The following is a 22,682-nucleotide window of genomic DNA, read 5'->3' on the forward strand; positions in this document are numbered from 1 at the left end:
CAATATCTTGTTATTTTTACGCGCGGTTTACATGCCTGCCATCCGAAGGAACGGGCGCATCACTATGGTAAACGCCGATAATTGTTACGCTGCATCGCAAAAAATTATCGCATTGTTCGCAATCCCGATATATAAGTACGCATTAGCGACCCACCTGAAGAAGTGAATGATACAGGGAGTACAACTATATGGTGATGCGTAAAGTTCTTACCGGCCTTCTGGGCGCCAGCATGTTGGCGACGCCGGTCGTTGCCCATGCCGCGGCAGCCGACACTGCCCGCAAGGGCGCCGCTTTCGAAGAAGGCGAAAAGATCGCTCCGGCTATCCTGATCGGCGCGCTTATCGCTGCCGCTGTGGTTGGCATTGTCGTTCTTGACGACGACGATGATGACGCTGTCAGCCCGTAAAGGTCGCACATAAAAGCTATTTCGGAACGGGGCCTTCGGGCCCCGTTCTTGTTTGTGGCGCCGTTCTTGTTTGTGGCTCTGGCAAGTAATGCAGGATGCGGCTCTGTTGGCGGCGCATCACCCTGCGGGGTCCGCTATTATTCGGCGGCTTCGCCTGATGCTTCGGTCTCTTGCGCCTCGCCTTTCCCCGCCCTCCGGTCGCTGAGATAGATCAGCAACAAGGATCCTTCGAACAGGATCAGCAAGGGCACGGCCAGCAGCAATTGCGAAACCACGTCGGGCGGTGTGATTACTGCCGAAACGGCGAAAACCAGCACGATCACATAACGCCGGGCCCCGGCAAGCTGCGCCCGGCTGACCAGTCCGGCCCGGTTGAGCAGCATCAGCAGCACCGGCAACAGGAAGCTGATGCCGAAAGCCAGGATGAAGCGCATCACGAGATCGAGGTAATCGCCCATCGCCGGCAGGGCTTCCTGCTGCAAACCGCCAGCACTGCCCTGGAAACCGAGGAACCAGGTGAAAGCCGTCGGCATGACGATGAAATAGGCGAGGCTGGCACCCAGGGTGAACAATACCGGCGTGGCGATCAGGAAGGGCAGGAATGCCTTCTTTTCCCGGGCATAAAGGCCGGGGGCCACGAAGGCCCATAGCTGGTTGGCGATGATGGGGAAGCTGATAAAAAAGGCGGCGAACAGCGCCACCTTGATCTCCACGAAGAAGGCTTCGTACAGCTTGGTATAGACGAGCCTGCCCTGCCCTTCGGGAAAGGCCGCCGTCAGCGGGCGGACCAGAAAGCCGAAAATATCGTCCGCAAAATACATGCAGAAGGCAAAGGCCACGCCCATGGCCATGATCGCCCGCATCAACCGGCGGCGCAGTTCCACCAGATGCTCCATCAGCGGAGCCTGCGTATCGTCAATATCGGAAATCTTGAAAGCCATGGCTCAGCTCAGGATGAACGGGGGGAATTGTCGAGCGGCAATTGCGGCTCGTCAGCCTTTCCCTCCGCCGGGGGCGTAGCCTTCCTGCTATCCGCCGAAGCAGCCGGCTTGGCGGGCTGGGGCGCCGGACTGGGCGGCGATGGCGGCGGCAGAGCGCCGGTCGGTTCCATTTCCGCAGGTGCACCCTGGGGATGTTCGCGCATCACCTTCTCATTCTGCTCCCGCCATTTCTTTTCCATCTCCTCCATCTCCGCTTCGCGGACCATGGCATCGAACCCCGCGCGGAACTGGCTGGAGACACGCCGCACCTTGCCGATCCAGCGCCCCGCAGTGCGGAGAGCCAGCGGCATATCCTTCGGGCCGATCACGATCACGGCCACGATAACGATCAGCAGCAGTTCGGTTGCGCCGATATCAAACATGGGCGGCGCCTGGGGCCTGGATCAGTTTACGGTCTTGTCGGCGGCGGGCTGCGAATCGACGATGGTTTCATTCGCCGGTTTCGCTTCGTGCTGCGGGCCTTCGATCCGGCCCGCTTCCGTTTCGGCCTTTGCCTTTTCTTCTTCGCTCAGGCCTTGGCGGAAGCTCTTCACGCCCTTGCCGAAGTCACCCATCATCTCGCTGATGCGGCCGCGGCCGAACAGGACAAGGATGACCAAGGCGATGATCAGGATCTGAAACGGTCCGATATTCACTGGAACTCTCCAAAAACGTTGCCGCCAATCTAGGCGTTTTCCTCGGGCTTTTCCAGCGCTCCGGAATTGGACGCGGTGATGACAGCATCCTCGCTTTCGTCAATCGCGGAATTATCGTCCGGCCCATCCTGGGCCACCAGTTCGGCATAGGCATCGTCCACCGGATCCAGCAATCCTGCGGCCTTCAGCTCGTCGATACCGGGCAGGTCGCGGCGGCTGGCAAGCCCGAAATGCGACAGGAATTCAGGCGTGGTCGCATAAATTACCGGGCGGCCGGGAACTTCGCGGCGGCCGGCAACCCGCACCCAGCCAGCTTCCATCAGCACGTCCAGCGTGCCCTTTGCCGTCTGCACGCCGCGAATCGCCTCGACCTCCGCACGGCTGACCGGTTCATGATAAGCCACGATGGCCAGCACTTCCGTCGCGGCCCGGCTCAGGCGCCGCAATTGTTCCTTTTCCCGCCGCAGCAGATGGGCGAGATCGGGCGCCGTCTGGAACTGCCAGCGCCGCCCCCGTTCCACCAGGCGGATGCCCCGTTCGCGATAATGTTCTTCCAGCTTTTTCAGCGCGGGCCGCACTTCGGCCCCTTCCAGATGGCTGGAAAGCTGTTCCACGCTCATCGGTTCTTCCGCCGCGAACAGGGTCGCTTCCACCGCGCGAAGGATATCGTCGGGCACCTCGTTCACGCTGCGGGCCTGCGCAGATGGAGCGGGCCGAAGATCTCTTCCTGGCGGATTTCGGCCTTGCCCAGCCGCGCCAGTTCCAGCGCCGCCACGAAGCTGGAAGCCAGCGCCGATTTGCGCAGGCGCGGTTCGGCATGAGGGGGCAGGAAATCGCGCAATTCCATCCAGTCGAGCCGCACGCCGAGCATGGAGGAAACCCGGTCGAGCGCGGAATCGAGCGTCATCACCGGCCGTTCGCGCACCATATGGACCACCGGCTCGGTCCGCAGCTTCACCTGCCCATAGGCGGAAACGAGCTGGTACCAATCGCATTGCCAGGCATTCTTGCGGTCGACCCGAAGCCCCTCCGGCGCGCCGCGCAGGAAAACGTCCCGCCCGATCCGGTCCCGCGCCATCAGCCGCGCCGCCGCTTCGCGCATGGCGCCAAGCCTTTGCAGCCGCAATTGCAGGCGCAGCGCCAGTTCTTCGGGGCTCGGATCCTCCTGCTCTTCCTTCGGCAGCAGCATCGCCGATTTCAGATAGGCCAGCCACGCCGCCATCACGAGGTAATCGGCGGCGATTTCCAGCTTCAACGCTTCCGCCTGTTCGATATAGGCGAGATATTGATCCACCAGCGCCAGGATCGAGATGGTCTTGAGGTCGACTTTCTGCCGCCTCGCCAGGTCGAGCAGGAGATCCAGCGGACCTTCCCAGCCATCCAGTTCGAGATAGAGCGCTTCGTCCCCGGCGGGAGCGTTTCCGGCCCCGTCCCATTCCCCCGGTTCACCGCCAGGGACCGGGCCGTGCCCGTCATCCTGCTCCGCCCGGTTTGCGATCTGTTCGTTCACGCCGTGTCCCGCGCCAGGTCGAGCAAGGCATCGCGCCTGGCGGCGAGTTCCACCCGGTCCGCGGCAGGCGCGGCGGCATCGGCATAAGCCAGTGCCCGCTCCAGCCGGTCCGCCACTTCGGCGGACATGGCCGGAATGCGTTCCGCGATACCGGCCATATCGTCCATTTTCGCCCAGCAATTCAGAACGATGTCGCAGCCGGCGGCAATGGCCCTTGCCGCGCGTTCAGGCACGCTGCCGGTCAGGGCTTCCATATCGATATCATCGGTCAGCAGCAGTCCGGCAAAGCCGATCTTCTTGCGGATGATCTCGCCCACCACGAAGGGGGACAGGGTAGCGGGATTTTCCGCGTCCCACGCTGTGTAGCGTACATGCGCGCTCATCCCGATAGGCGCGCCGGCCAGCGTGCGGAAGGGGCGGCAATCGACCTCCAGTTCCTCTTCGCTCGCTTCGACGGTGGGCAATTCCTTGTGGCTGTCCGCCCCAGCCCGGCCATGGCCCGGCATATGCTTGACGCAGCCGGTCACACCGGCACGCGCCAACCCTTCCAGTATGGCACGGCCCAGCGCGGCAACCTGCATCGGCTCCCCGCCAAGGGCGCGATCCCCGATCACGTCATGCGCGCCCTCCTGCCGCACGTCGAGCAAAGGCAGGTAATCGACCGTAATGCCCATATCCGCCAGTTCCATGCCCAGCGCTTCGGCATTGGCCCGCGCCGCCTCGATCGCGCTGGCCGGGGCCACGTCCCATAATCTGGCGAAGGCTTCTCCCGCGGGGAATTGCGGCCAGACCGGCGGCTTCATCCGGGCCACGCGGCCGCCTTCCTGATCGATGGAGATCAACACCCTTTCACGCCCGTGGATCGTGCGCAGATCGTCCGTCAGCGCCCGCAATTGTTCGCGCGTTTCGACATTGCGACCGAACAGGATATATCCCGCAGGGTCGGCCTCGCGGAAAAAGGCGCGCTCCTCCTCGGTCAGTTTGGTACCGGCAATGCCGAAAATGGCAGGCGTCATCACAGGTGAAATATGCAGGAAAGCTGCATTTCGGCAAGTTCGCAGCGCAGCGACCATGTGGACATCGGGCAGTATCGCCCATTCGGCGCCCGCCAGAATTGCCGAAACCTCCAATGTCGGTAATAGCCGGGCGTCATCGCAATGATGGCGGGGAGCGGGAATGTGAACGCATTGGCGGAAAGCGTGACGTGGGAGACGCAGCTGGAACTGGCCTTCCTGCTGCTGGCCGCGCTCGCCTGCGGATTGCTGATCGGCATTGAACGCGGCTGGCGGCAAAGGGATGAGCCGGACGGTTCGCGGGTTGCGGGGGTGCGCACCTTCACATTGATCGGATCATGCGGCGGCCTGATCGCCGTTGCCGCGCTGCATGTCTCCGCAATTCTGGCCTCTGTCCTGCTTGCCGGGCTGGTTGCCTTGCTGGTCGGCGCATTTCTGCGGCCGAGGGTGGCGGAAAGCCGGCGCGATGCGACAACGCTGGTTGCTGCAATGGCCGCGCTCTGCCTCGGCCTGCTGGCTGGTGCGGGCTTTGCCGAACTGGCGCTGGCGGGCGCCGCGCTGGTTACTTTCGTGCTTGCCGCGCGCCAGCAGGCGCATGGACTGTTGCAGGCCCTGACGCCGGAGGAAATGCGCGCGATCGCCCGTTTCGCGGTCATCGCAATTGCCGTTCTGCCCTTCCTGCCAGATGCGCAATATGGGCCCTATGATGCGTGGAACCCGTTCAAATTATGGCTGGTGGTCGTGCTGGTCACGGGATTTTCCGTCGCCGGCTATATCGCCAACCGGGTGATCGGGCAGAACCGGGGGACCATTGCCACGGCGCTGATCGGCGGGGCCTATTCTTCCACCGCGGTCACCGCCGCCTTTGCCGGGCGATTGAAACAGCAACATGCCGGACCTTTCGCCACCGGCATCGCACTGGCCAGCGCGGTCATGTATTTGCGCGTGGTCCTGCTTGCGGCGGTTCTTGCCCCCGGCATTGCCCTGCCGATCCTGGCTCTGCTGGGCCCGGCCGCCGCTGTGGCCTTTGGCGTTTCGGGCCTGACCTGGACACGCGAAAAGGCGAACCATGCCGACAGCACGGAGCTGACATCCAAGCCATTCGAATTGCTGCCGGCCTTCGGCTTCCTGCTCGCGGTCGCAGGCGCATCGCTGCTGGTTCGCTGGGCGCAGGTGGAATTCGGCGATGCGGGCGCGGCCATTTCATTGTTCATCGCAGGCAGTTTCGATGTCGATGCCGCGCTCGTCGCCTATTCCGCCCTGCCGCGCGATGCCGTTCCGGTGGCGATCGCCGCCTTCGCCCTGTCAGGCACGGTGGCGGTGAACATGGCGTTCAAGGTGGCCATCGTCTTTGCCAATGCCGGGCTGAAATCGGGCCGCATGGCCGGCTTCGCGCTGCTGGCCAGCCTGGCCGTTCTGATTGCCACTCTGGCTATTCGTGCCGTCAGCCTGTTCGGCTGAACGGAAAGCGCCCTATCGCTTGACCTGACAGTCCCCGCCTGCGGACTTTATCTGCTGGCAAAGCTCCCTCGCCTGGCTCTCGCTGGCGGCGACGGCCTGCAGGCGGTAAACCGTGCTGCCATCCACCACGGCTTCGACGGTGCGATATTTGTATCCGTCCAGCGCCTCGTACCGGCGATAGAGCGTATCCCAGCCCCGCCGGGCCGCTTCGCGATTGGCATAGGCGCCAACCTGCACGCCGACCCCGCCCTGTTCGGGTTCGGGTTCGGGTTCGGCGCTTTCGGAAAAGCCGGGTTTCGTGTCCTTCACCGGTTTCGGAGCGGGCGTATCGGCCACGCGGCCTTCCACGATCTTGCCTTCTGCCACTTCGAAGCTGGCATCGCCGGTGCCGGCCACTTCCTTGCCGCCGGGATCATCCGGCCGTGTCTTGTAAGGTTCTTCGGGGGCCGCGATCACGCTGCCATCGGCCACTTCAGGGCCGGGCGTCCGATCGCGGGTGAACCACCACAATCCGCCCACGAACAGGATGAGCAGCAGCAGCAGCACGCCGACAAAGGCCATTATACGCCCGGTATCGACACCCTGTTCTTCATGATCGTCATCGGATTCCAGCCACGGCAGGCGCTCTTCCTCGTCAGCGAAGACCAGCTCTTCCTCCGCTTCATAGGCGCCTTCGCCGGCCTGATCGCCCGGCTCGCCATTTGTGCGCCCATTGGCTGGCACATGCATTTTCCTACAGCTCCTCGACCGCCTCGACCCCCAGCAGGGAAAGCCCATTGCGGATTACCTGCCCGATCTGCGAGGCCAGGAAAAGCCTCGCCCCGGTCAGTTCGGCATTGTGTGTCAGGATGATGCGTTTTTCCGGATCATCATTCCCCAGGTTCCAGAAAGCGTGAAAAGCCGCAGCCAGATCATAGAGATAGAAGGCGATCCGGTGCGGTTCCCGCGCCCGGGCGGCCTGTTCCACTTCGCGCGGGAACTGCGCGGCATGTTTGACCAGCGCCAGTTCCTCCTCGCCCAGAAGGCCCAGATCCGCATCGGAAGGGGCGAGGTTTTCCGCCTTCGCCTTGCGCATGGTCGAATGGATCCGCGCATGGGCATACTGGACGTAGAAAACAGGGTTGTCCTTGCTCGCTTCCACCACCTTGGCGAAGTCGAAATCCATCTGCGCTTCAGGTTTGCGGGTCAGCATGGTGAAGCGGACCACGTCCTTGCCCACTTCTTCCACCATGTCGGCAATGGTGATGAAATTGCCGGACCGCTTGGACATCTTCACCGGCTCTCCGCCTCGCAGCAGCTGCACCATCTGCACCAGCTTCACGTCGAACGGGATGGGCTTGCCCTGCCCTTCCGAAAGGGCGGCCACGGCAGCCTTGATCCGCTTCACCGTGCCGGCATGGTCCGCGCCCCAGATATCGATCAGTTCATCCGCGCTTTCGGCCTTCTGCATGTGATAGGCCAGATCGGCGCCGAAATAGGTCCAGCTGCCATCGCTCTTGCGAATCGGGCGATCCTGATCGTCGCCGAATCTGGTGGAACGGAACAGCGGCAGTTCCACCTGTTCCCAATCTTCCAGCGTCTTGCCCTTGGGCGCTTCCAGCACACCGTCAAACACCAGATCATGTTCGCGCAGCCATTTTTCAGCCGCTTCCGGCTTGCCCGCGCGCTGCAATTCCGCCTCGCTCGCAAACACGTCATGCTCGATACCCAGAAGGGCGAGATCGGCACGGATCATATCCATCATCGCTGCCACGGCAGTAGTGCGGAACAGTTCCAGCCATTCGCTTTCCGGCGCGCCGACGAAACGATCGCCATGCTGCTGCGCCAGAACCTTACCCACCGGGATCAGGTAATCGCCGGGATAGAGGCCTTCCGGAATCTCGCCAATATCCTCGCCCAGCGCCTCGCGATAACGCAGATGGGCCGACCGGGCGAGCGTCTGCACCTGTGCCCCGGCATCATTGACGTAATATTCGCGCGTTACCTGGTGCCCGGCATATTCCAGCAGAGAGGCCAGCGCATCGCCCACCACGGCGCCGCGGCAATGGCCCATATGCATCGGCCCTGTGGGATTGGCGGAGACATATTCGATGTTGACCCGCTTGCCCTTACCCATGGCGGAGCGGCCATAGCGCGTATCGAGCCGGGCGATCGCACCCAGTTCCGCCAGCCAGTTCGATGCTGCCAATCGCAGATTGATGAAGCCCGGCCCGGCAATCTCGGCGCTTTCGATCATCGGATCACTGGCCAGGTGTTCCACGATCTTTTCCGCCAGCGCGCGGGGATTGGTCCTGGCCTGTTTGGCCAGCACCATCGCGGCATTGGTGGCCAGATCGCCATGGGCGGGATCGCGCGGCGGCTCCACACTGACATTGTCGCGCGGAGTGTGCGGCGGCAGCACGGCCTCCTTTTCCAGTGCGGAAAGGACGGCGTCGATCTTGGCCGCGAAGGCGGCATACAGGGTTTGCGTGTCGGACATGGCGCGCCGTTAGCCCGTTTTGCGGGCGCGGGAAAGGCGGCGAAACCGCGCCGACTCAGCGCGTGGCGTTATAGGCCAGCTGTTCTTCGGTCAGTTGGAAGCCGATCAGCAGTTCGAAACTGGCGCGCGCCACGGCGGAACGCACTTCCGGCTGGGCCAGCGGATCGATTGCCGCATCCTGTTCGCCCGAACGGCGCTTGCGCGTGATCCGTTCGCGAATATCGTCGGGCAGCGTCGCCGCCGCGCGATCGACATAGGCGCCGGCAGTGCCGCTGGCCTGCGCCCGCGCCTGTCCATCCGCGAATTGCAGCGTCACCGTGCCCAGCCGCTTGGAAATGACGGCATTACCGCCGCGGACCACAGTGGCGAAATAGGGCAGTTCCACGGTCCGCGCACCCGCCGTATCGCGGCGCTGCGCCAGCACGTCGAACGTGGCGGTGGTGTAGACCTGGTCGGTGCTGTCATCGCACTGGCTGCGGACATTGGTGATGGAGGCGGAAAGGTCCATCGCATCCTGCGTCCGCGCATCGGCCGGGTTGAATACGGTGATATCCCCGGTGAAATCAGGCACGCCCACGGCCGGGCACACGCTGCGCAGAGCGGTGATACCCACGCCCTGTTCGATGACGATATCGCCTTCGGACTGGCACCCGGCGAGGGCAGCGGCGGAAGCGATGACGGCGAACAGCGCCTTGCCCGAGAAGATTGGGCGCGGGAACATCGGGCGAGGGATCATTGGCGGTCCTTGTCCATATCGAGCAGCAGCCCCTAGCTCTTTCACTGCGGAGCGACAACCGCTAGGGCGGTCGTGATGAACGCACCCTTTCAGGATACCCCCGCCGGTCAGGCGCGTGACGCACTGACTGTTCTGATCGCTGCCCCGCGCGGCTTCTGCGCAGGTGTGGACCGCGCGATCGAGATCGTCGAACGCGCGATCGCGAAATATGGCGCCCCCGTCTATGTCCGCCACGAAATCGTGCATAACCGCTTCGTGGTCGACGATCTGAAGGCCAAGGGCGCGATTTTCGTCGAAGAACTGGATGAAGTGCCGGACGACATGCCCGTTGTCTTCAGCGCACATGGCGTACCCAAATCCGTCCCGGAAGAAGCGCAGCGGCGCGAACTAACCTATGTCGATGCCACCTGCCCGCTGGTCAGCAAGGTGCACCGCCAGGCTGAACGGCAGGTGGAGGCCGGACGCCATATCGTCTTCATCGGGCACAAGGGCCATCCGGAAGTCATCGGCACTTTCGGCCAGGTTCCGGAAGGGCAGATGACGCTGGTGGAAACGGTTGAAGATGTCGCCGATCTCGATTTCACCGCCGATACGCCGCTGGCCTTCCTGACGCAGACGACCCTTTCGGTGGACGATACATACAAGATCGTGGCCGCGCTGAAGGATCGCTTCCCCCAGATCGTGGGCCCCAAGGCAGAGGATATCTGCTACGCCACGTCCAACCGCCAGATGGCGGTGAAGCTGATCGCGCCCGGCAGTGATCTGGTGCTGGTCATCGGCGCGCCCAATTCCTCCAACTCGTTGCGGCTGGTCGAAGTCGCGGAACGCTGTGGCACCAGTGCCCGCCTGATCCAGCGGGCGATGGATATCGATCCGGCCTGGCTGGAAGGCGTTGGCACGGTGGGCATCACCGCCGGTGCCTCTGCCCCCGAAACGCTGGTCCGCGAAGTGGTGGACAGGCTGGGCGAATGGCGGGACGTGGAAGAACACACGCTCGTCACCGCAGAGGAAAAGATGGTGTTCAAGCTGCCGCGCCAGCTAACTGCGTAGACGGCGCATGGCAGTTTATACCAATCTTTCCGCGGCAGATTTCTCCGCGCTGCTCCGCCAGTATGATGTCGGCGAAATTGTCTCTGCCAAGGGCATTGCCGAAGGGGTTTCCAATTCCAACTGGCTGATCGAAACGACGCAGGCGCGGTTCATCCTCACCATGTATGAACACCGGGTCGATCTGGACGATCTGCCCTTCTTTCTTGGCCTGCTGGATCATCTCGCGGCCAAGGGCAGCCCTGTCCCGCGCACCATCCACGACAAGGCCGGCGCCGCCTTCCGCATGATGGACGGCAAGGCCGTGGCGCTGATCGAATTCCTGTCCGGCGTTTCGGTCGATCGCCCCAATGCCGCGCAAGCCTATGCCGTGGGCTCCGCACTGGCCGGGCTGCATATCAATGCGGCGGATTTTCCCGATTCCCGGCCCAACAGCATGGGCCTGGCGGCATGGCATTCGCTATTTGCCGATTGCGGCGAAGACGGGCTGCGCAAGATCGACCCGGCATTGCCCGCAATCGTGGCGGAAGAACTGGCCTTTCTGGACGCCAACTGGCCGCAGGACCTGCCGCGATCGGTGATCCACGCCGATCTGTTTCCGGACAATGTCCTGATGCTGGATAACCATGTCAGCGGCCTGATCGATTTCTATTTCGCCTGCACCGATATCACGGCCTATGACCTTGCGGTGACTCATGCCGCCTGGTGCTTCACGCCCGATGGCAGTTTCCAGCCGGAAATCGCCCGCGAATTGATGCGCGGATATACGGACAGCCGCCCGCTTTCCGATGCGGAACAACAAGCCCTCCCCCTGCTCGCACGGGGGGCTACGCTGCGTTTCATGGCCACGCGCGCTTATGACTGGCTGAATACGCCGGTGGATGCGCTGGTCACGCCGAAAGACCCGATGGATTTTGCCCGCCGGCTCGCCTTTTACCGGGAGCAGGGCGAAGGGGCCTTCCCCGCACGGCAAAGCCAAGGCATTGATTAACCATGAAACGCGTGGAAATCTTCACCGACGGCGCCTGCAAGGGCAATCCGGGGCCTGGCGGCTGGGGCGCATTGCTGCGCATGGGCCGGCACGAGAAGGAACTGCACGGCAGCGATCCGGATACGACCAATAACCGCATGGAAATGACCGCGGTGATCCGCGCCCTGAAGGCGTTGATCGAACCCTGCGAAGTCGTGATCCATTCGGATAGCCGCTATGTCATCGACGGTATGACGAAATGGGTCGAAGGCTGGCAGCGCAAGGGCTGGATCAATGCCAGCAAGAAGCCGGTCCGGAACGCCGATCTCTGGCATGATCTGATCGAAGCGGCCGCGCCGCACCGGGTCACCTGGCAATGGGTGAAAGGCCATAATGGCCACCCGGAGAATGAACGGGTCGACAAGCTGGCCAGCGACGCGGCCGATTCCGCCTGCTGAACCGGCTTCTGCCGGAAGTCCGGCAATGCCCGCACATCACCTGCTTCGGACACGAAAAATGGCCCGCCGCACCGTGCAAGGCGGGCGGGCCGGAAGCCGTTATTGTTCCTGCTGTACGCCGGTGAATTGCAGCAGCAGCTGAAACAGGTTCACGAAGTTGAGGTAGAGCGACAGCGCGCTCATCACCGCCAGTTTTTCCGCCTGCTGGCTGGCGCCATAGGCAACGTAATCCGCCTTGGCCCGCTGCGTGTCCCATGCGGTCAGGCCGGTGAAGACCAGAACGCCGATGATCGAAACGGCGATCTGCAGCGCGCTGGACTGGAGGAAAAGATTGACCACGCTCGCCAGCACGACGCCGATCAGGCCCATGAACAGGAAGGTCGAATAGCGGGTCAGGTCGGCCTTGGTGGTATAGCCCCACAGGCTCATGGTGAGAAAAGTCACGGCCGCGATCAGGAAAGTCGTGGCAATGCTGGCGCCGGTAAAGACCAGCAGCACGCTGGCCAGAGACAGGCCCATCAGCCCGGCAAAGGCGAACAGGGCCATGCGCGCACCGGACAGGGTCATCTTTTCGAACCGGAAGGAGAAAAAGAAGACGAATGCCAGCGGGGCCAGCATCGCGACCCATTTCAGCGGCGTGCCGAAAATCAGCCCGTATATCGCCGGGGTGGAGGCAACCACCCAGGCCACGGCCGCGCTGATCAGCAGGGCCAGGCCCATATTGCGGTAAATGCCGAGCATATGCCGGCGCAGCCCCTCATCGAACCGCACGGCATTGCCGAAACCGGATTCGGCCGGGCGGTTGGAGGTCCAATCGTGGTTCATTTGCATCCTCTTCGGGAAAAATATCGACTCCGAATTTAGACGCGCGCGCGAAACAGAACCATTAAGAAACGATAGAAAGATACGCTGATTTCCAATAGATTTAAACTATGACCCTGGCCAGCAGGCCACGCGCCTCCACCGCGATGGCCTGGGCTATCATCCTGTAGCTTTCGCCATAGGCCGCGCCCTGGCGCCAGATCGCCGCGATGGAACGTGTGGCCGACCAGTCGGCAATAGTCAGCCGGCAAACCATGTCCTGCCCGCCCACTTCCGATTTCAGATAGAGTTCGGGCAGGATCGCCAGGCCGATTCCGGAACCGGCCATCTGGCGCAGGCTATCGAGACTGGTCCCTTCGTAATCGCGCAGCAGCTGGGCACCCAGATCCTCGCATATGTCCTGCGCCTGCCGATGATAGTGATGACGCCGGTCGATACTGAGGATCTCCGCACCTGCAAGATCGGTCTTGCGCAGCAGGGTCCGCGTGCAGAGCGGATTGTCCGGCGCCGCCACGAGATGCAGCGGTTCGCGAAACAGCGGCTCTATCTCCAGATCCGTGCCCGTAACCGGCAGGGGGGCAAGCACGAGGTCGAGCGCGCCGCGCCGCAATTCGGCAAGCTGATCGTCCGGTATCCCTTCGCGCATATACAGGCGCATGTCCGGATATTCCTGGTGCAGCCGCGCCACGACGGGCGGCAGGAGATAAGGCCCAAGCGTGGGCGTAACGCCAAAACGGACCGCTCCCGCCAATCCGGACACGCTGCGGCGGGCGAGCCCGCGCAAATCTTCTACGTCCAGCAGGATCTTTCTGGCCCGCATCGCGATTTCCCTACCAACGGGCGTAAGTTGCACCGGCGTATCGCCGCGTTCGACCAGCGAGACCCCAAGCCGGGTTTCCAGCGCCCGCAATTGCTGGCTCAGCGTCGGCTGGGACACGTTGACGGAGGCGGCAGCGCGGCTGAAATGCCGGGCATCGGCCACCGCCACCAGATATTGCAATTGCCTTAGCGTTGGCATGGAACCTGACCTTTCATGATAGGTTTTATCTATCGATTTCCACCCAAGCTTTCAATTGGCTCAAACGAGGAGTTAGCCCCATCTTCAACCTGTCAATCGAAGGAGAGAGACATGCCGGACCGACTGGATGCACTGTGCCAACGCCATCGCCGCCTCAATCGCCTGATCGACAATTGCCGCGCCGCCAGCCGGCAGGAAGAAATGAAGATGCTCAAGCGTATCCGGCTCCGCCTGAAGGACCGGATCGAAAGCCTGCGGACCCGATCCCTCTCCGTGGGCTAAGCCCCTGGGTGCGGTACGTTAACAGCCCCCTCACACCCCGTGGCGTACCGCACCCACCCTTAATCGGAACAATCGGAACAATCGGCAGAAATGCTCCCCGCCTGGGCGGGCCGTCGCGCGTTGCCGCAGCCAAGACGATAACTGCGTGACCTTAGCCATCGTTTTTCTCATTGCCGGACTCGTCGCCCTGGTCCTGGGCGGCGAATGGCTGGTGCGCGGCGCCGTGGGCCTCGCGGCCAAGGCCGATATAAATCCGCTCTTCATCGGCCTCGTCATCGTCGGCTTCGGCACGTCCATGCCCGAACTCGTCACCAGCGTGGAAGCCGCCATGGCGGGATCGCCCGCTATCGCCTGGGGCAATATCGTCGGCTCCAACGTGGCGAACAGCCTGCTGATCCTTGGCTGCGCGGCGCTGGCGGGCCGCATGGCAGTCTGGTCCGCAAACCCGTTGCGCGATCCGCTGGTGGCGCTGGGCGGCAGTGCGCTGGTGTTCGCGCTCGCGCTTTCCGGCATGGGGCATCAGGCCATCGGCCTGGCGCTGCTGGCGCTGCTGATCGCCTATATCTTCTGGTGCTATCGCTCCGAAAGCCGGACCGAAGCGCAGATGGTCCATGGCGAGATACCCGCAGACAGCACCGGAAACAGCAATAGCGAGCTGCCGGAAACGCCCGATGGCTGGGTCAAGCCGGTCGGCTTCACCCTGATCGGGCTGGCCGTGCTGATCGCCGGCGGCAATCTGCTTGTCTCCGGCGCGATCGACCTTGCCCGGATTGCGGGGCTGAGCGAAACCCTGATCGGCCTGACCATCGTTGCCGTGGGCACGTCCTTTCCCGAACTGGTCACTTCCGTGGTTGCCGCGCGCAAGGGCGAGGCAGAGGTGGCATTCGGCAATGTAGTGGGATCGAATATCTATAATCTGCTGGGCATTGGCGGCGCGACGATGCTGCTCGCCCCCGGCGCCATTCCCGCCAATCTCGTTCCGCTCGACCTCGGACTGGTCACTCTCAGTGCCGTTGCGATCGTGCTGCTTCTGATTTTCTATCGCGGTGTCCGCCGGCTGCACGCCGTGATGCTGCTGCTGGCCTATTTCGCTTATCTGGCGTTCCTGATCGCCAACGCCTGACCCCGTATATGCCGGTTGCGCGCCATGTGGAGCGCGGGCAAGGTCACCACCCTGATCCGCGACCGGAAATCTGAAACAGGGCGAAGCGGCATGGTGGGGAAGAGGTTTTTCTGCGCGATACTGGCCGGCACCGTTCTGGCCGGATGCGCATCGGCAGATGGCGGGCTGGCAGCCAGCGCGCTCCCGGCGCGGGAACAGCCGCAACTGGGCCTGCACATCAGGGGCGCCATTGCGGCAGATGGCCTGCAATTCCGCGATGCCAATGGCAATGGCACGCTGGAACCCTATGAGGATTGGCGCCTGCCGCCGGTGGAGCGCGCCCGCGATCTGGCGGCGCGGATGGACCTGCGCGAAAAAGTCGGCACGCTGATGCATTCGACCATGCCGGGCCGAGACGGCGAAATGGGCCGCGGCGCGGGATATGATCTGGCGGCACTGGGCGATCTGGTGCGGGGCAAGCATGTCACCAGCTTCATCACGCGGCTGTCCATCGCGCCCGCGGAACTGGCGCGGCAATCCAATGAAGCGCAGCAAGTGGCCGCCGCCGGCCGGCTGGGCATTCCGCTGACCATCAGCACTGATCCGCGCAATCATTTCAGCTATGTGCTGGGCGCGGCGGAGGCTGGCACGGGCACGACCAAATGGCCCGAACTGATCGGCTTCGCCGCCCTGCGCGATCTGCAACTGGTGCGCGATTTCGGCGAGATCGCCCGGCGGGAATATCGCGCCCTTGGCATTCACATGGCGCTGTCACCCCAGCTCGACCTGTTCACCGAACCGCGCTGGCCGCGCGGCAGCGGCGGCTTCGGCAGCAATGCCTGGCTGACCAGCCAGATGGGCGCAGCCTATGTCGCCAGTTTCCAGGGCGGCGCAAGGGAATTGCAGCCCGACGGGGTGATGACCGTGGTCAAGCATTGGGCAGGCTATGGCGCGCAGCCGGGCGGGCTAGAGGCGCATAATTACTATGGCCGCTTTGCCGAGCCGAGCGATCACCTGGAACAACATATGGAGGCGTTTCGCGGCGCCATCAACGTGGGCACGGCGGGGATCATGCCTGCCTATCCCATCCTGCGAAACACGAAATGGCGCGGGAAGAAGCTCGAACAGGTCGGCCCCGGCTTCAACCGCCTGCTGCTGAAAAACATATTGCGCGGCAGATATCGCTATGACGGGATGATCCTGTCCGACTGGGCGATCACGCGCGATTGCAACATGCGCTGCATGGCACCCACTGCCGAAGCCCCGCAACGCCCGCAGGACATCGCCACCAGCTGGGGCGTGGAAGATCTCACCGTCGCGCAGCGTTATGTGAAAGGGCTGCTGGCCGGGATCGACCAGTTCGGCGGCACGGACGATGTCGATCCGCTGATCGAAGCGGTCGAGAATGGCGAGGTGAGCGAAGCGAGGCTGGACCGATCGGTGATCCGGGTGATGACGGCCAAGTTCCAGCTCGGCCTGTTCGACAATCCCTATGTCGATCCCGATGCGGCCGCTGCGCAGATCGGCCGCCCGGAAGATGTTGCCAGGGCGGACAAGGCCCAGCGTGAAGCACAGGTGCTGCTGCGCAATCAGGATAATGCCCTGCCCTTCGCTGCGGGCGGCAAGGTCTGGCTGCATGGCATGGACCCACAGGCCGCGCGTGCGGCCGGGCTGATAGTGGTGGAAGATCCGGCCCAGGCCGATTTCGCCATCGTCCGGACCGAAACGGCCCATGAAGAACTGCACCCTCACCACTTCTTCGGCAGCCGCTATCACGAAGGGCGGCTGGATTTCCGGCCGGGCGATGCCGCTTATGATGCTCTTGAAAAGGCCAGCGCGCATGTGCCGACCATGCTGGCGATCTTCCTCGACCGGGCGGCAGTGCTTGGCAATGTGCAGGACAAGGCAGACGTGATCCTCGCCAATTTCGGGGCGAGTGACGCGGCGATTATCGATGTGGCGCTGGGCCGGGCAATTGCGCGCGGGCGGCTGCCTTTTGAATTGCCGCGATCCATGGCGGCGGTGGAGGCGCAGGATCCGGCGGCGCCGGATGACAGCGCCGATCCGCTATACCCCTATGGCGCGGGTATCGTGCCGGAGGATTCAGCGGAATAGGATGAGGCGGGCCCGGCACGCAGGCCGGGCCATGGCCCCTTATTCGACCGTGGTATCCACCACTTCGGCATCCGGGCCGTTCTTCTTGATGGATTCGATCGCGTTCTTGGCGTTCGCCTTCGAGGAATAGCCCTCGGTCCAGAAAATGGTCTCGCTGTTATAGACGAAATAGGAAACGAACTCGCCAGCCTTGTTCTTCCGGATTTCGAACCTGTGAGCCATCCTGGCCCTCCCTTGTCGTTGATAATGCCCTTACCCTAGCGGATGCTAGGGATTTGGCTAGCCGAAGCGGGCCGGGGAATAGACATCCGCGTCCAGCCCCTCTGTCATCTCATCGCGCGGCAGGCCGATCAGCATCTGCGCCGCCAGGCGGGCTGCGGCAGGCGCGGTCTGGATGCCGAAACCGCCCTGCCCCGCGAACCAGAAAAACCCTTCCTGCCGGGGATCGAAACCATAGACCGGCAGCCGATCGGGCGAAAAGCTGCGCAGCCCTGCCCATTTCCGTTCCAGCGCCTGCACTTTCCAGTTCGCGACCTGTTCGAAACGGTCGATAGCGATGGCGACATCCAGTTCTTCGGGCGCGGCATCGCAGGGCGCACTGGGCGTTTCGTCATGCGGGCTGAGCCAGAGCTTGCCGTTCTCCGGCTTGAAGTAGAACTCCCCGCACAAATCCAGCACCAGCGGCAGGTCTTCGGGCGGAGCGGGATCGGTGCGCAATTGTGCAACCGTACGGCGCAGCGGCGTGATGGACAGCGGCTTCGCCCCGGCCAGTTCCGCCACCGGATCGGCCCATGCGCCCGCTGCATCCACCAACATGGCCGCGCGCGCCTCCTCCCCACGGGCAAGGCCCAGCCGCCAGCCATTGCCTTCGCGCTCCGCAGTTTCCAGCCGGCTATTGGTGCGCAAGTGGACACCGAGCCGCGCCACGGCAGCCAGATAATGCTGATGCAGCGCTGCCACATCGATATCGGCGCAGGCTGGTTCCGAAATGGCCAGCGTCCAATCCGGCAGAAGGCCGGGGATGCGCCGTTCCATTTCCGCCCGGCCCAACCGTTCGATAGTGGCGCCGCTATCGGCAAAACGGGCCATGAAGGATTCGACCGCATCCTCCTGCCCGCTGCGCGCGATATAGAGCGCGCCGCGCGGGGTCAGGAAACCATGCTGGCGCAGATAATGGCCGGAAGCGAGCGTGAGCGGCACGAGTTCGGGCCCGCCATAGCATTCTTCCCAGAAAGCGGCGGAACGGCCGGTCGTGTGATAGCCGGGCTGCGCTTCAGCCTCCAGCAGCAGGACGCTGGCATGGGGGGCAAGTTCCGCGGCGATGCTGGCCCCGGCCATTCCCGCGCCGATGATTGCGATATCGTACTGGGCACTCATTTCGCTGCCAGCCGGTGCAGGAAGCGATCGATCTCTGCAAGCGCCCGATCGCGCACGGGATCGGCCTCGCGCAGAATCTCATGCGCAGCTTCCGGGCCAAAATAGGTCACTTCCGCGTCAGGAAGGCGCGTTGCAGCGCGGCGGATTGCCCGGAAACCGACCAGCCGGTCCGCACTGGTGGCAAGGATATGCACGGGAAGATTCACCCGTTCCAGCGCGCCGGGACGCCGCAATCCGCGAATCGAACCGAGCGCGGCCACCACCCAGCCCCAGCTGCCTGGCCCCATCACCAGTTCGGGCCGTTTTTCACGCCACCACAATTCATCGGCATAGCGATCCGCATCATGCGTCAGCAGGCCCTGCCGCCCGTGCGGAAACGCCCCCGGTTTCTCGCTCCATTTCCAGGCCGGCCGCCGGGGATCGCCGATACCCGCCATGATCCGGGCGAGCAGGCGGCGGACTGGCAGGGGCAACACTTCCGGATGCACATCCAGCATGGGTGCGGAAAGGATCAGCGCGTCCGGCTTCGGATCCAGTTCCTGATCCGCCGCCGCGCGGAGCACAAGATGGCCGCCCATGGAATGCCCGGCCAGCACATGCGGGCCAGGCATTGTTTCCACCCACTCGCTCCAGAAAGTGCACAAATCCTCGATCCACAGGGCAAAATCGAGAACATGGCCCGTCGTCTCGTCCAGACCGAACCTGCCGGACCCGGCCTGGCCGCGCCAATCGGCCGCAGTCACCCGCCAGCCGCGCCGCCGCCAGTGTTCGTAGGTTTCCAGATATTTCTCGTAGGCATCGCCGCGTCCGGGCATGAACAGGATCGACCCGCGCGGTTCCCCGTCGGGGGCGGGCCAGTCCAGCCTGCGGATTTCGTGCCCATCCGGCATCGTCCACCGGCTCTCCACCGCGCCTTCAGGGATTGCGCGCTTGTCGAACCGCACGCTGTCATCAGCCGCGTGGCTAATATCGTCCTCCTGCCCATAGTTACATTTTGGTAAGTGATAAACGCTAGCAAGCTGCCAGGGGGCCCGGGAGCATCATGCTGGACGATCCATTCAAGTACGGTCTGCTTGCCGCATTGGCAATTGCGCTGCTGGTCGCCGCATTCACCGACCTGCGCAGCCGCCATATCGCCAATTGGCTGAACGCCGGCATCGCGCTGGGCGCGCCCCTGTTCTGGTGGGCGAACGGGATGGAATTATGGCCCGATATCGCCATCCAGTTCGGCGTGGCGCTTGGCACATTCGCCATTCTCGCCGTGCTGTTCGCCCTGCGCGCAATGGGTGGCGGCGATGTGAAATTGCTCACCGCGCTCGCCCTCTGGATTCCGCCCGCCCTGTTCATGCAGCTGATCCTGCTGATGGCGGTGCTGGGCGGATTGCTGACCATCGGATTTGGCGCCTGGCACGTGATGCGGCGCCAGCGCGAACGGCTGGCCATTCCTTACGGTGTAGCCATCGCCGCAGCCGGATTGTGGGTGCTGGGCACGCATTATTTTTCCGCGCCCGTGGCCACCGGCACCCTGGGGTGAACCCGATTTTAACCACTGATCGCCTAAGCGGACAAAATCATTCCGCAAGGACCATCGAAGAGGCTTGACGCAAAATGGACAGGAAAAAGCTGGTACTGCTGGTGGGAGCGCTGATCGTCGCGATCGGCACCGCCATGGCGGCACGGAGCATGTTCGCCGGCAGCAGCGCGCCTCAGGTGGTTGCCGCCCCTGTGGAGCCGGAAGGCCCCAAGGTGCTGGTTGCAAAGCGCAGCCTGCCGGTGGGCACGATCATCACCGCCGATGCCATCGGCTTCCAGCTCTGGCCGCAGGAAATGGTCCAGGACGCCTATTTCATCGATGGCAATGCCGACATGTCCATGCTGATGGGCACTGTCGTGCGTCATCCGATCACCGCGGGTGAGCCGGTGACGCAGGGATCGCTGGTCGCGCCGGGCGATCGCGGCTTCCTGGCCGCGGCTCTTGGCCCGGGCATGCGCGCCGTTACCGTTTCCGTTTCCGCCCAGACCGGCGTTGGCGGCTTCATCTTCCCGGGGGACCGGGTGGACATGATGCTGACCCAGACCGTTTCGGGCGATGGCCCGCCGCTCAAGACCACGGAAACCATCCTGCGCAACCTGCGGGTTCTTGCCACCGACCAGTCGACCGAAACCCGGACGACCGAAGACGGCAAGACCGTGGTCAGCGCCTTCCGCACGGTGACGCTGGAAGTCACCCCCAAGATCGCGGAAAAGATCGAAGTGGCGCAGACGATCGGCAATCTCAGCCTCGCCCTGCGCTCCATCGCCGACAATCAGAGCGAACTGGACCGCGCCATTGCCGCCGGCGAGATCGACATGCCGGAGGATGCGTCCCCGGAAGAAGAGCGCCGCCTCCTGCGCCAGGCCACCAGCCTGCCCCGCGACGGCAAGAGCAGCTTCGTGACCGGCGGCGACGTATCCCGTTTCCAGCGCACGACCATTCCACCCCAGAATTCCGGCAATGATCGTGGCCCGGCCATGGAAGTGACCAACAGCATCGGCGTGCCGGGTGCACCGTCCGGCCCCATCGTCCGCGTAACCCGCGGCAAGGACACGACGGCCGTGCCGGTAAGAAAGTAAACCGATGATATTTCACCAGTTTCGTGATGGCCGCGTCTGCGATGCGGCACCGGGGGATGAACCCATGACTCGTCATCTTAAGAAATCTCGGCTCAGCAAGACCGTTCTGGCCGCGGCCTGTGCGCTTCTGCCGCTGGCCGCCATGCCGGCCGGGTCGCTGCAGGCGCAGGCCGTAACCGCACCTTCGCAGGATATCCTGCTGTCCATCGGCCGCGGCCAGCTCGTGACCGTGCCCGGACAGATGGCCGATATCTTCGTGGCCAATGACCAGGTTGCCGATGTGCAGGTCAAATCGCAGCGCCAGCTATATGTCTTCGGCAAGTCCGGCGGCGAAACCACGGTCTATGCCAGCAATGGTTCGGGCAACGTCATCTGGTCGGCCAATATCCGCGTCGGCTCCAATCTCGACAGTATCGACCAGATGCTGACGCTGGCCATGCCGCAGGCGAAGATCAATGTCGCCACCATGGGCACGAACACCGTGCTCCTGACCGGCACGGTCGGCGCACCGGAAGATGCGGCAGAGGCCGAACGCCTGGTTCAGGCCTTTGTCGGCGAGGATTCCAACGTCATCTCGCGCCTGCGAATGGCCACCCCGCTGCAGGTCAGCCTGCGCGTCCGCTTTGCGGAAGTCAGCCGTTCGCTGGTCCGCACGCTGGGCGCCAATATCAACACTTATGACGCCTCCAACGGCTTCAAGTTCGGCATTGGCCAGGGCCGCGGCGACGTGCCGCAATATTATCCCAACGGTCCGCTCTGGACCGGCACGGAAGCGGACGAAGGTATCTCGGTCGTGCCGCCATCGGGATCGGGTTCCACCATTGTCGGCGCGGGCAAGTTCCTCGGCCTGAACCTGCTGGGTTCGCTGGATGCTGCCGAACAGGAAGGTCTGGTCACCACTCTGGCAGAACCGAACCTGGTCGCGCTTTCGGGCGAAACCGCGCAATTCCTGGCAGGTGGTGAATTCCCCGTCCCTGCCAGCGGCGGGCTGGGAACGACGGCCATCGAATACAAGAGCTATGGCGTAAGCCTGGCCTATACGCCGACCGTTCTGGCCAATGGGCGCATTTCCCTGCGGGTCCGGCCGGAAGTATCGGAACTGACCAGCCAGGGGGCGGTAACGCTCAACGGTTTCAACGTGCCGGGCCTGACCGTGCGGCGCGCGGAAACCAGCGTGGAGCTTGGCTCCGGCCAGAGCTTCATGATTGCCGGCCTGCTGAGCAATAATGCGAACAACACGATCGACAAGCTGCCGGGTGCCGGTGACGTGCCGATCCTGGGCAATCTGTTCAAATCGACCGAGTTCCGCAAGGGCCAGAGCGAGCTGGTGATCGTGGTCACCCCCTTCCTGGTCAAGCCGGTGGACGACAGCAAGATCGTGCTGCCGACCGACGGTTTCCACGCACCGACCTTTGCCGAGCAATTGCTGCTCAACAAGGACAATGCCGGCGTTTCGGGTGAAAGCCGCCCGATGCCGCGCGCGGCGGGCACGGGCAATGCCAATCCTGAAATCGGCGCGATCGACCACGGCGTGGGCGAACTTGCCGATCATCGCCGCCGCAAGCCCGCCAGGGAAGAACAGCAGGCAGAAGCCGCCAATGCTGCCGAACCGGGCTTCAGCCTGAAGTGAGAAAGG

At 63.4% G+C, this 22,682-nt stretch carries 25 protein-coding genes; 11 read left to right on the plus strand and 14 right to left on the minus strand.

The genetic code is table 11. The features are described from left to right. The first annotated feature begins 188 nt into the window (after positions 1 to 188). Positions 189 to 407, plus strand: a complete 219-nt coding sequence (locus tag WYH_RS06795; RefSeq protein WP_046903243.1) for a hypothetical protein — start codon at positions 189 to 191, stop codon at positions 405 to 407. A gap of 137 nt (positions 408 to 544) precedes the next feature. On the opposite strand, the gene tatC is transcribed toward WYH_RS06795, so the two are convergent. From tatC to nagZ, 6 genes are read right to left on the minus strand one after another with little or no spacing between them, the layout of a single operon-like run. Next, positions 545 to 1,348, minus strand: a complete 804-nt coding sequence (gene tatC, locus WYH_RS06800) for a twin-arginine translocase subunit TatC (protein ID WP_046903244.1) — start codon at positions 1,346 to 1,348, stop codon at positions 545 to 547. A gap of 8 nt (positions 1,349 to 1,356) precedes the next feature. Beyond that, on the minus strand, positions 1,357 to 1,770 hold the full coding sequence (tatB, locus tag WYH_RS06805; RefSeq protein WP_046903245.1) for a Sec-independent protein translocase protein TatB: 414 nt from the start codon (positions 1,768 to 1,770) through the stop codon (positions 1,357 to 1,359). A 21-nt stretch (positions 1,771 to 1,791) separates the two neighbouring features. Continuing rightward, positions 1,792 to 2,043: a twin-arginine translocase TatA/TatE family subunit gene (gene tatA / locus WYH_RS06810; RefSeq protein WP_046903246.1), complete on the minus strand. Its 252-nt coding sequence runs from the start codon at positions 2,041 to 2,043 to the stop codon at positions 1,792 to 1,794. A gap of 29 nt (positions 2,044 to 2,072) precedes the next feature. Continuing rightward, a complete protein-coding gene (gene scpB / locus WYH_RS06815; RefSeq protein ID WP_046903247.1) occupies positions 2,073 to 2,729 on the minus strand; it encodes an SMC-Scp complex subunit ScpB in 657 nt (218 codons plus the stop codon). After that, positions 2,726 to 3,541 carry a segregation and condensation protein A gene (locus WYH_RS06820; RefSeq protein WP_046904894.1) on the minus strand — a complete coding sequence of 272 codons (816 nt, stop codon included), beginning with the start codon at positions 3,539 to 3,541 and terminating at the stop codon, positions 2,726 to 2,728. The genes scpB and WYH_RS06820 overlap by 4 nt, the downstream gene beginning before the upstream one ends. A gap of 8 nt (positions 3,542 to 3,549) precedes the next feature. Continuing rightward, positions 3,550 to 4,569, minus strand: coding sequence for a beta-N-acetylhexosaminidase (gene nagZ / locus WYH_RS06825; protein ID WP_046904895.1), 1,020 nt, complete (start codon positions 4,567 to 4,569; stop codon positions 3,550 to 3,552). A 162-nt stretch (positions 4,570 to 4,731) separates the two neighbouring features. Here nagZ and WYH_RS06830 point away from each other — a divergent pair, with 162 nt between their 5' ends. Beyond that, on the plus strand, positions 4,732 to 6,027 hold the full coding sequence (locus tag WYH_RS06830; RefSeq protein ID WP_169780731.1) for an MgtC/SapB family protein: 1,296 nt from the start codon (positions 4,732 to 4,734) through the stop codon (positions 6,025 to 6,027). A 12-nt stretch (positions 6,028 to 6,039) separates the two neighbouring features. Here WYH_RS06830 and WYH_RS06835 read toward each other — a convergent pair whose 3' ends face one another. From WYH_RS06835 to WYH_RS06845, 3 genes are read right to left on the minus strand one after another with little or no spacing between them, the layout of a single operon-like run. Beyond that, positions 6,040 to 6,756 (minus strand): SPOR domain-containing protein, encoded by a 717-nt coding sequence (locus WYH_RS06835; RefSeq protein WP_046903248.1) that lies wholly within the window; start codon positions 6,754 to 6,756, stop codon positions 6,040 to 6,042. Between the two features lie 4 nt (positions 6,757 to 6,760). Continuing rightward, the gene (gene argS / locus WYH_RS06840) at positions 6,761 to 8,506 is read right to left on the minus strand and encodes an arginine--tRNA ligase (RefSeq protein WP_046903249.1); all 1,746 of its coding nucleotides are present in this window, start codon (positions 8,504 to 8,506) and stop codon (positions 6,761 to 6,763) included. A 55-nt stretch (positions 8,507 to 8,561) separates the two neighbouring features. Further along, the gene (locus WYH_RS06845) at positions 8,562 to 9,242 is read right to left on the minus strand and encodes a hypothetical protein (RefSeq protein WP_235979022.1); all 681 of its coding nucleotides are present in this window, start codon (positions 9,240 to 9,242) and stop codon (positions 8,562 to 8,564) included. Positions 9,243 to 9,317: 75 nt separating this feature from the next. Here WYH_RS06845 and ispH point away from each other — a divergent pair, with 75 nt between their 5' ends. Genes ispH through rnhA form a run of 3 tightly spaced genes read left to right on the plus strand, consistent with a single transcriptional unit; the run spans position 9,318 to position 11,717 of the window. Next, complete coding sequence (gene ispH / locus WYH_RS06850; protein ID WP_046903251.1) at positions 9,318 to 10,292, plus strand: 4-hydroxy-3-methylbut-2-enyl diphosphate reductase; 975 nt, start codon at positions 9,318 to 9,320, stop codon at positions 10,290 to 10,292. A gap of 7 nt (positions 10,293 to 10,299) precedes the next feature. Then, positions 10,300 to 11,280: a homoserine kinase gene (gene thrB, locus WYH_RS06855; protein WP_046903252.1), complete on the plus strand. Its 981-nt coding sequence runs from the start codon at positions 10,300 to 10,302 to the stop codon at positions 11,278 to 11,280. 2 nt (positions 11,281 to 11,282) lie between these two features. Beyond that, positions 11,283 to 11,717 (plus strand): ribonuclease HI, encoded by a 435-nt coding sequence (gene rnhA / locus WYH_RS06860; protein ID WP_046903253.1) that lies wholly within the window; start codon positions 11,283 to 11,285, stop codon positions 11,715 to 11,717. A gap of 99 nt (positions 11,718 to 11,816) precedes the next feature. On the opposite strand, the gene WYH_RS06865 is transcribed toward rnhA, so the two are convergent. Further along, complete coding sequence (locus WYH_RS06865) at positions 11,817 to 12,542, minus strand: Bax inhibitor-1/YccA family protein (RefSeq protein ID WP_046903254.1); 726 nt, start codon at positions 12,540 to 12,542, stop codon at positions 11,817 to 11,819. 100 nt (positions 12,543 to 12,642) lie between these two features. Then, positions 12,643 to 13,557, minus strand: a complete 915-nt coding sequence (locus WYH_RS06870; protein WP_046903255.1) for a hydrogen peroxide-inducible genes activator — start codon at positions 13,555 to 13,557, stop codon at positions 12,643 to 12,645. A 111-nt stretch (positions 13,558 to 13,668) separates the two neighbouring features. Between WYH_RS06870 and WYH_RS16995 the strand changes: the two genes are divergently transcribed. From WYH_RS16995 to WYH_RS06880, 3 genes are all read left to right on the plus strand, one after another. Beyond that, the gene (locus tag WYH_RS16995) at positions 13,669 to 13,839 is read left to right on the plus strand and encodes an HP1242/YdcH family protein (protein ID WP_169780733.1); all 171 of its coding nucleotides are present in this window, start codon (positions 13,669 to 13,671) and stop codon (positions 13,837 to 13,839) included. Between the two features lie 145 nt (positions 13,840 to 13,984). After that, positions 13,985 to 14,962: a calcium/sodium antiporter gene (locus WYH_RS06875; protein ID WP_046903256.1), complete on the plus strand. Its 978-nt coding sequence runs from the start codon at positions 13,985 to 13,987 to the stop codon at positions 14,960 to 14,962. A gap of 90 nt (positions 14,963 to 15,052) precedes the next feature. Next, complete coding sequence (locus WYH_RS06880) at positions 15,053 to 17,056, plus strand: glycoside hydrolase family 3 protein (protein ID WP_082348078.1); 2,004 nt, start codon at positions 15,053 to 15,055, stop codon at positions 17,054 to 17,056. Between the two features lie 39 nt (positions 17,057 to 17,095). On the opposite strand, the gene WYH_RS06885 is transcribed toward WYH_RS06880, so the two are convergent. Genes WYH_RS06885 through WYH_RS06895 form a run of 3 tightly spaced genes read right to left on the minus strand, consistent with a single transcriptional unit; the run spans position 17,096 to position 19,377 of the window. After that, positions 17,096 to 17,278 (minus strand): YegP family protein, encoded by a 183-nt coding sequence (locus WYH_RS06885; RefSeq protein WP_046903257.1) that lies wholly within the window; start codon positions 17,276 to 17,278, stop codon positions 17,096 to 17,098. 57 nt (positions 17,279 to 17,335) lie between these two features. Then, positions 17,336 to 18,433: an NAD(P)/FAD-dependent oxidoreductase gene (locus WYH_RS06890; protein WP_046903258.1), complete on the minus strand. Its 1,098-nt coding sequence runs from the start codon at positions 18,431 to 18,433 to the stop codon at positions 17,336 to 17,338. Beyond that, a complete protein-coding gene (locus WYH_RS06895; RefSeq protein ID WP_328700705.1) occupies positions 18,430 to 19,377 on the minus strand; it encodes an alpha/beta hydrolase in 948 nt (315 codons plus the stop codon). The genes WYH_RS06890 and WYH_RS06895 overlap by 4 nt, the downstream gene beginning before the upstream one ends. 98 nt (positions 19,378 to 19,475) lie before the next feature. Between WYH_RS06895 and WYH_RS06900 the strand changes: the two genes are divergently transcribed. From WYH_RS06900 to WYH_RS06910, 3 genes are all read left to right on the plus strand, one after another. Beyond that, on the plus strand, positions 19,476 to 19,967 hold the full coding sequence (locus tag WYH_RS06900; RefSeq protein ID WP_046903260.1) for an A24 family peptidase: 492 nt from the start codon (positions 19,476 to 19,478) through the stop codon (positions 19,965 to 19,967). A gap of 74 nt (positions 19,968 to 20,041) precedes the next feature. Next, a complete protein-coding gene (gene cpaB / locus WYH_RS06905; RefSeq protein ID WP_046903261.1) occupies positions 20,042 to 21,046 on the plus strand; it encodes a Flp pilus assembly protein CpaB in 1,005 nt (334 codons plus the stop codon). 64 nt (positions 21,047 to 21,110) lie between these two features. Continuing rightward, positions 21,111 to 22,676 (plus strand): type II and III secretion system protein family protein, encoded by a 1,566-nt coding sequence (locus WYH_RS06910; protein ID WP_046904898.1) that lies wholly within the window; start codon positions 21,111 to 21,113, stop codon positions 22,674 to 22,676. The last annotated feature ends 6 nt before the right edge of the window (positions 22,677 to 22,682 follow it).

This window comes from Croceibacterium atlanticum, from assembly GCF_001008165.2.
Classification (GTDB): domain Bacteria; phylum Pseudomonadota; class Alphaproteobacteria; order Sphingomonadales; family Sphingomonadaceae; genus Croceibacterium_C; species Croceibacterium_C atlanticum.

Bases quoted from the DNA above. Each gene is read 5' to 3' on its own strand.
- nagZ (WP_046904895.1), bottom strand. From the start codon at position 4,569: ATGACGCCTGCCATTTTCGGCATTGCCGGTACCAAACTGACCGAGGAG.
- WYH_RS06845 (WP_235979022.1), bottom strand. From the start codon at position 9,242: ATGATCCCTCGCCCGATGTTCCCGCGCCCAATCTTCTCGGGCAAGGCG.
- rnhA (WP_046903253.1), top strand. From the start codon at position 11,283: ATGAAACGCGTGGAAATCTTCACCGACGGCGCCTGCAAGGGCAATCCG.
- ispH (WP_046903251.1), top strand. From the start codon at position 9,318: ATGAACGCACCCTTTCAGGATACCCCCGCCGGTCAGGCGCGTGACGCA.
- tatC (WP_046903244.1), bottom strand. From the start codon at position 1,348: ATGGCTTTCAAGATTTCCGATATTGACGATACGCAGGCTCCGCTGATG.
- cpaB (WP_046903261.1), top strand. From the start codon at position 20,042: ATGGACAGGAAAAAGCTGGTACTGCTGGTGGGAGCGCTGATCGTCGCG.
- WYH_RS06885 (WP_046903257.1), bottom strand. From the start codon at position 17,278: ATGGCTCACAGGTTCGAAATCCGGAAGAACAAGGCTGGCGAGTTCGTT.
- thrB (WP_046903252.1), top strand. From the start codon at position 10,300: ATGGCAGTTTATACCAATCTTTCCGCGGCAGATTTCTCCGCGCTGCTC.
- WYH_RS06890 (WP_046903258.1), bottom strand. From the start codon at position 18,433: ATGAGTGCCCAGTACGATATCGCAATCATCGGCGCGGGAATGGCCGGG.
- WYH_RS16995 (WP_169780733.1), top strand. From the start codon at position 13,669: ATGCCGGACCGACTGGATGCACTGTGCCAACGCCATCGCCGCCTCAAT.
- WYH_RS06900 (WP_046903260.1), top strand. From the start codon at position 19,476: ATGCTGGACGATCCATTCAAGTACGGTCTGCTTGCCGCATTGGCAATT.
- WYH_RS06910 (WP_046904898.1), top strand. From the start codon at position 21,111: ATGACTCGTCATCTTAAGAAATCTCGGCTCAGCAAGACCGTTCTGGCC.
- argS (WP_046903249.1), bottom strand. From the start codon at position 8,506: ATGTCCGACACGCAAACCCTGTATGCCGCCTTCGCGGCCAAGATCGAC.
- WYH_RS06835 (WP_046903248.1), bottom strand. From the start codon at position 6,756: ATGCATGTGCCAGCCAATGGGCGCACAAATGGCGAGCCGGGCGATCAG.
- WYH_RS06870 (WP_046903255.1), bottom strand. From the start codon at position 13,557: ATGCCAACGCTAAGGCAATTGCAATATCTGGTGGCGGTGGCCGATGCC.
- WYH_RS06795 (WP_046903243.1), top strand. From the start codon at position 189: ATGGTGATGCGTAAAGTTCTTACCGGCCTTCTGGGCGCCAGCATGTTG.
- WYH_RS06880 (WP_082348078.1), top strand. From the start codon at position 15,053: ATGGTGGGGAAGAGGTTTTTCTGCGCGATACTGGCCGGCACCGTTCTG.
- tatB (WP_046903245.1), bottom strand. From the start codon at position 1,770: ATGTTTGATATCGGCGCAACCGAACTGCTGCTGATCGTTATCGTGGCC.
- WYH_RS06865 (WP_046903254.1), bottom strand. From the start codon at position 12,542: ATGAACCACGATTGGACCTCCAACCGCCCGGCCGAATCCGGTTTCGGC.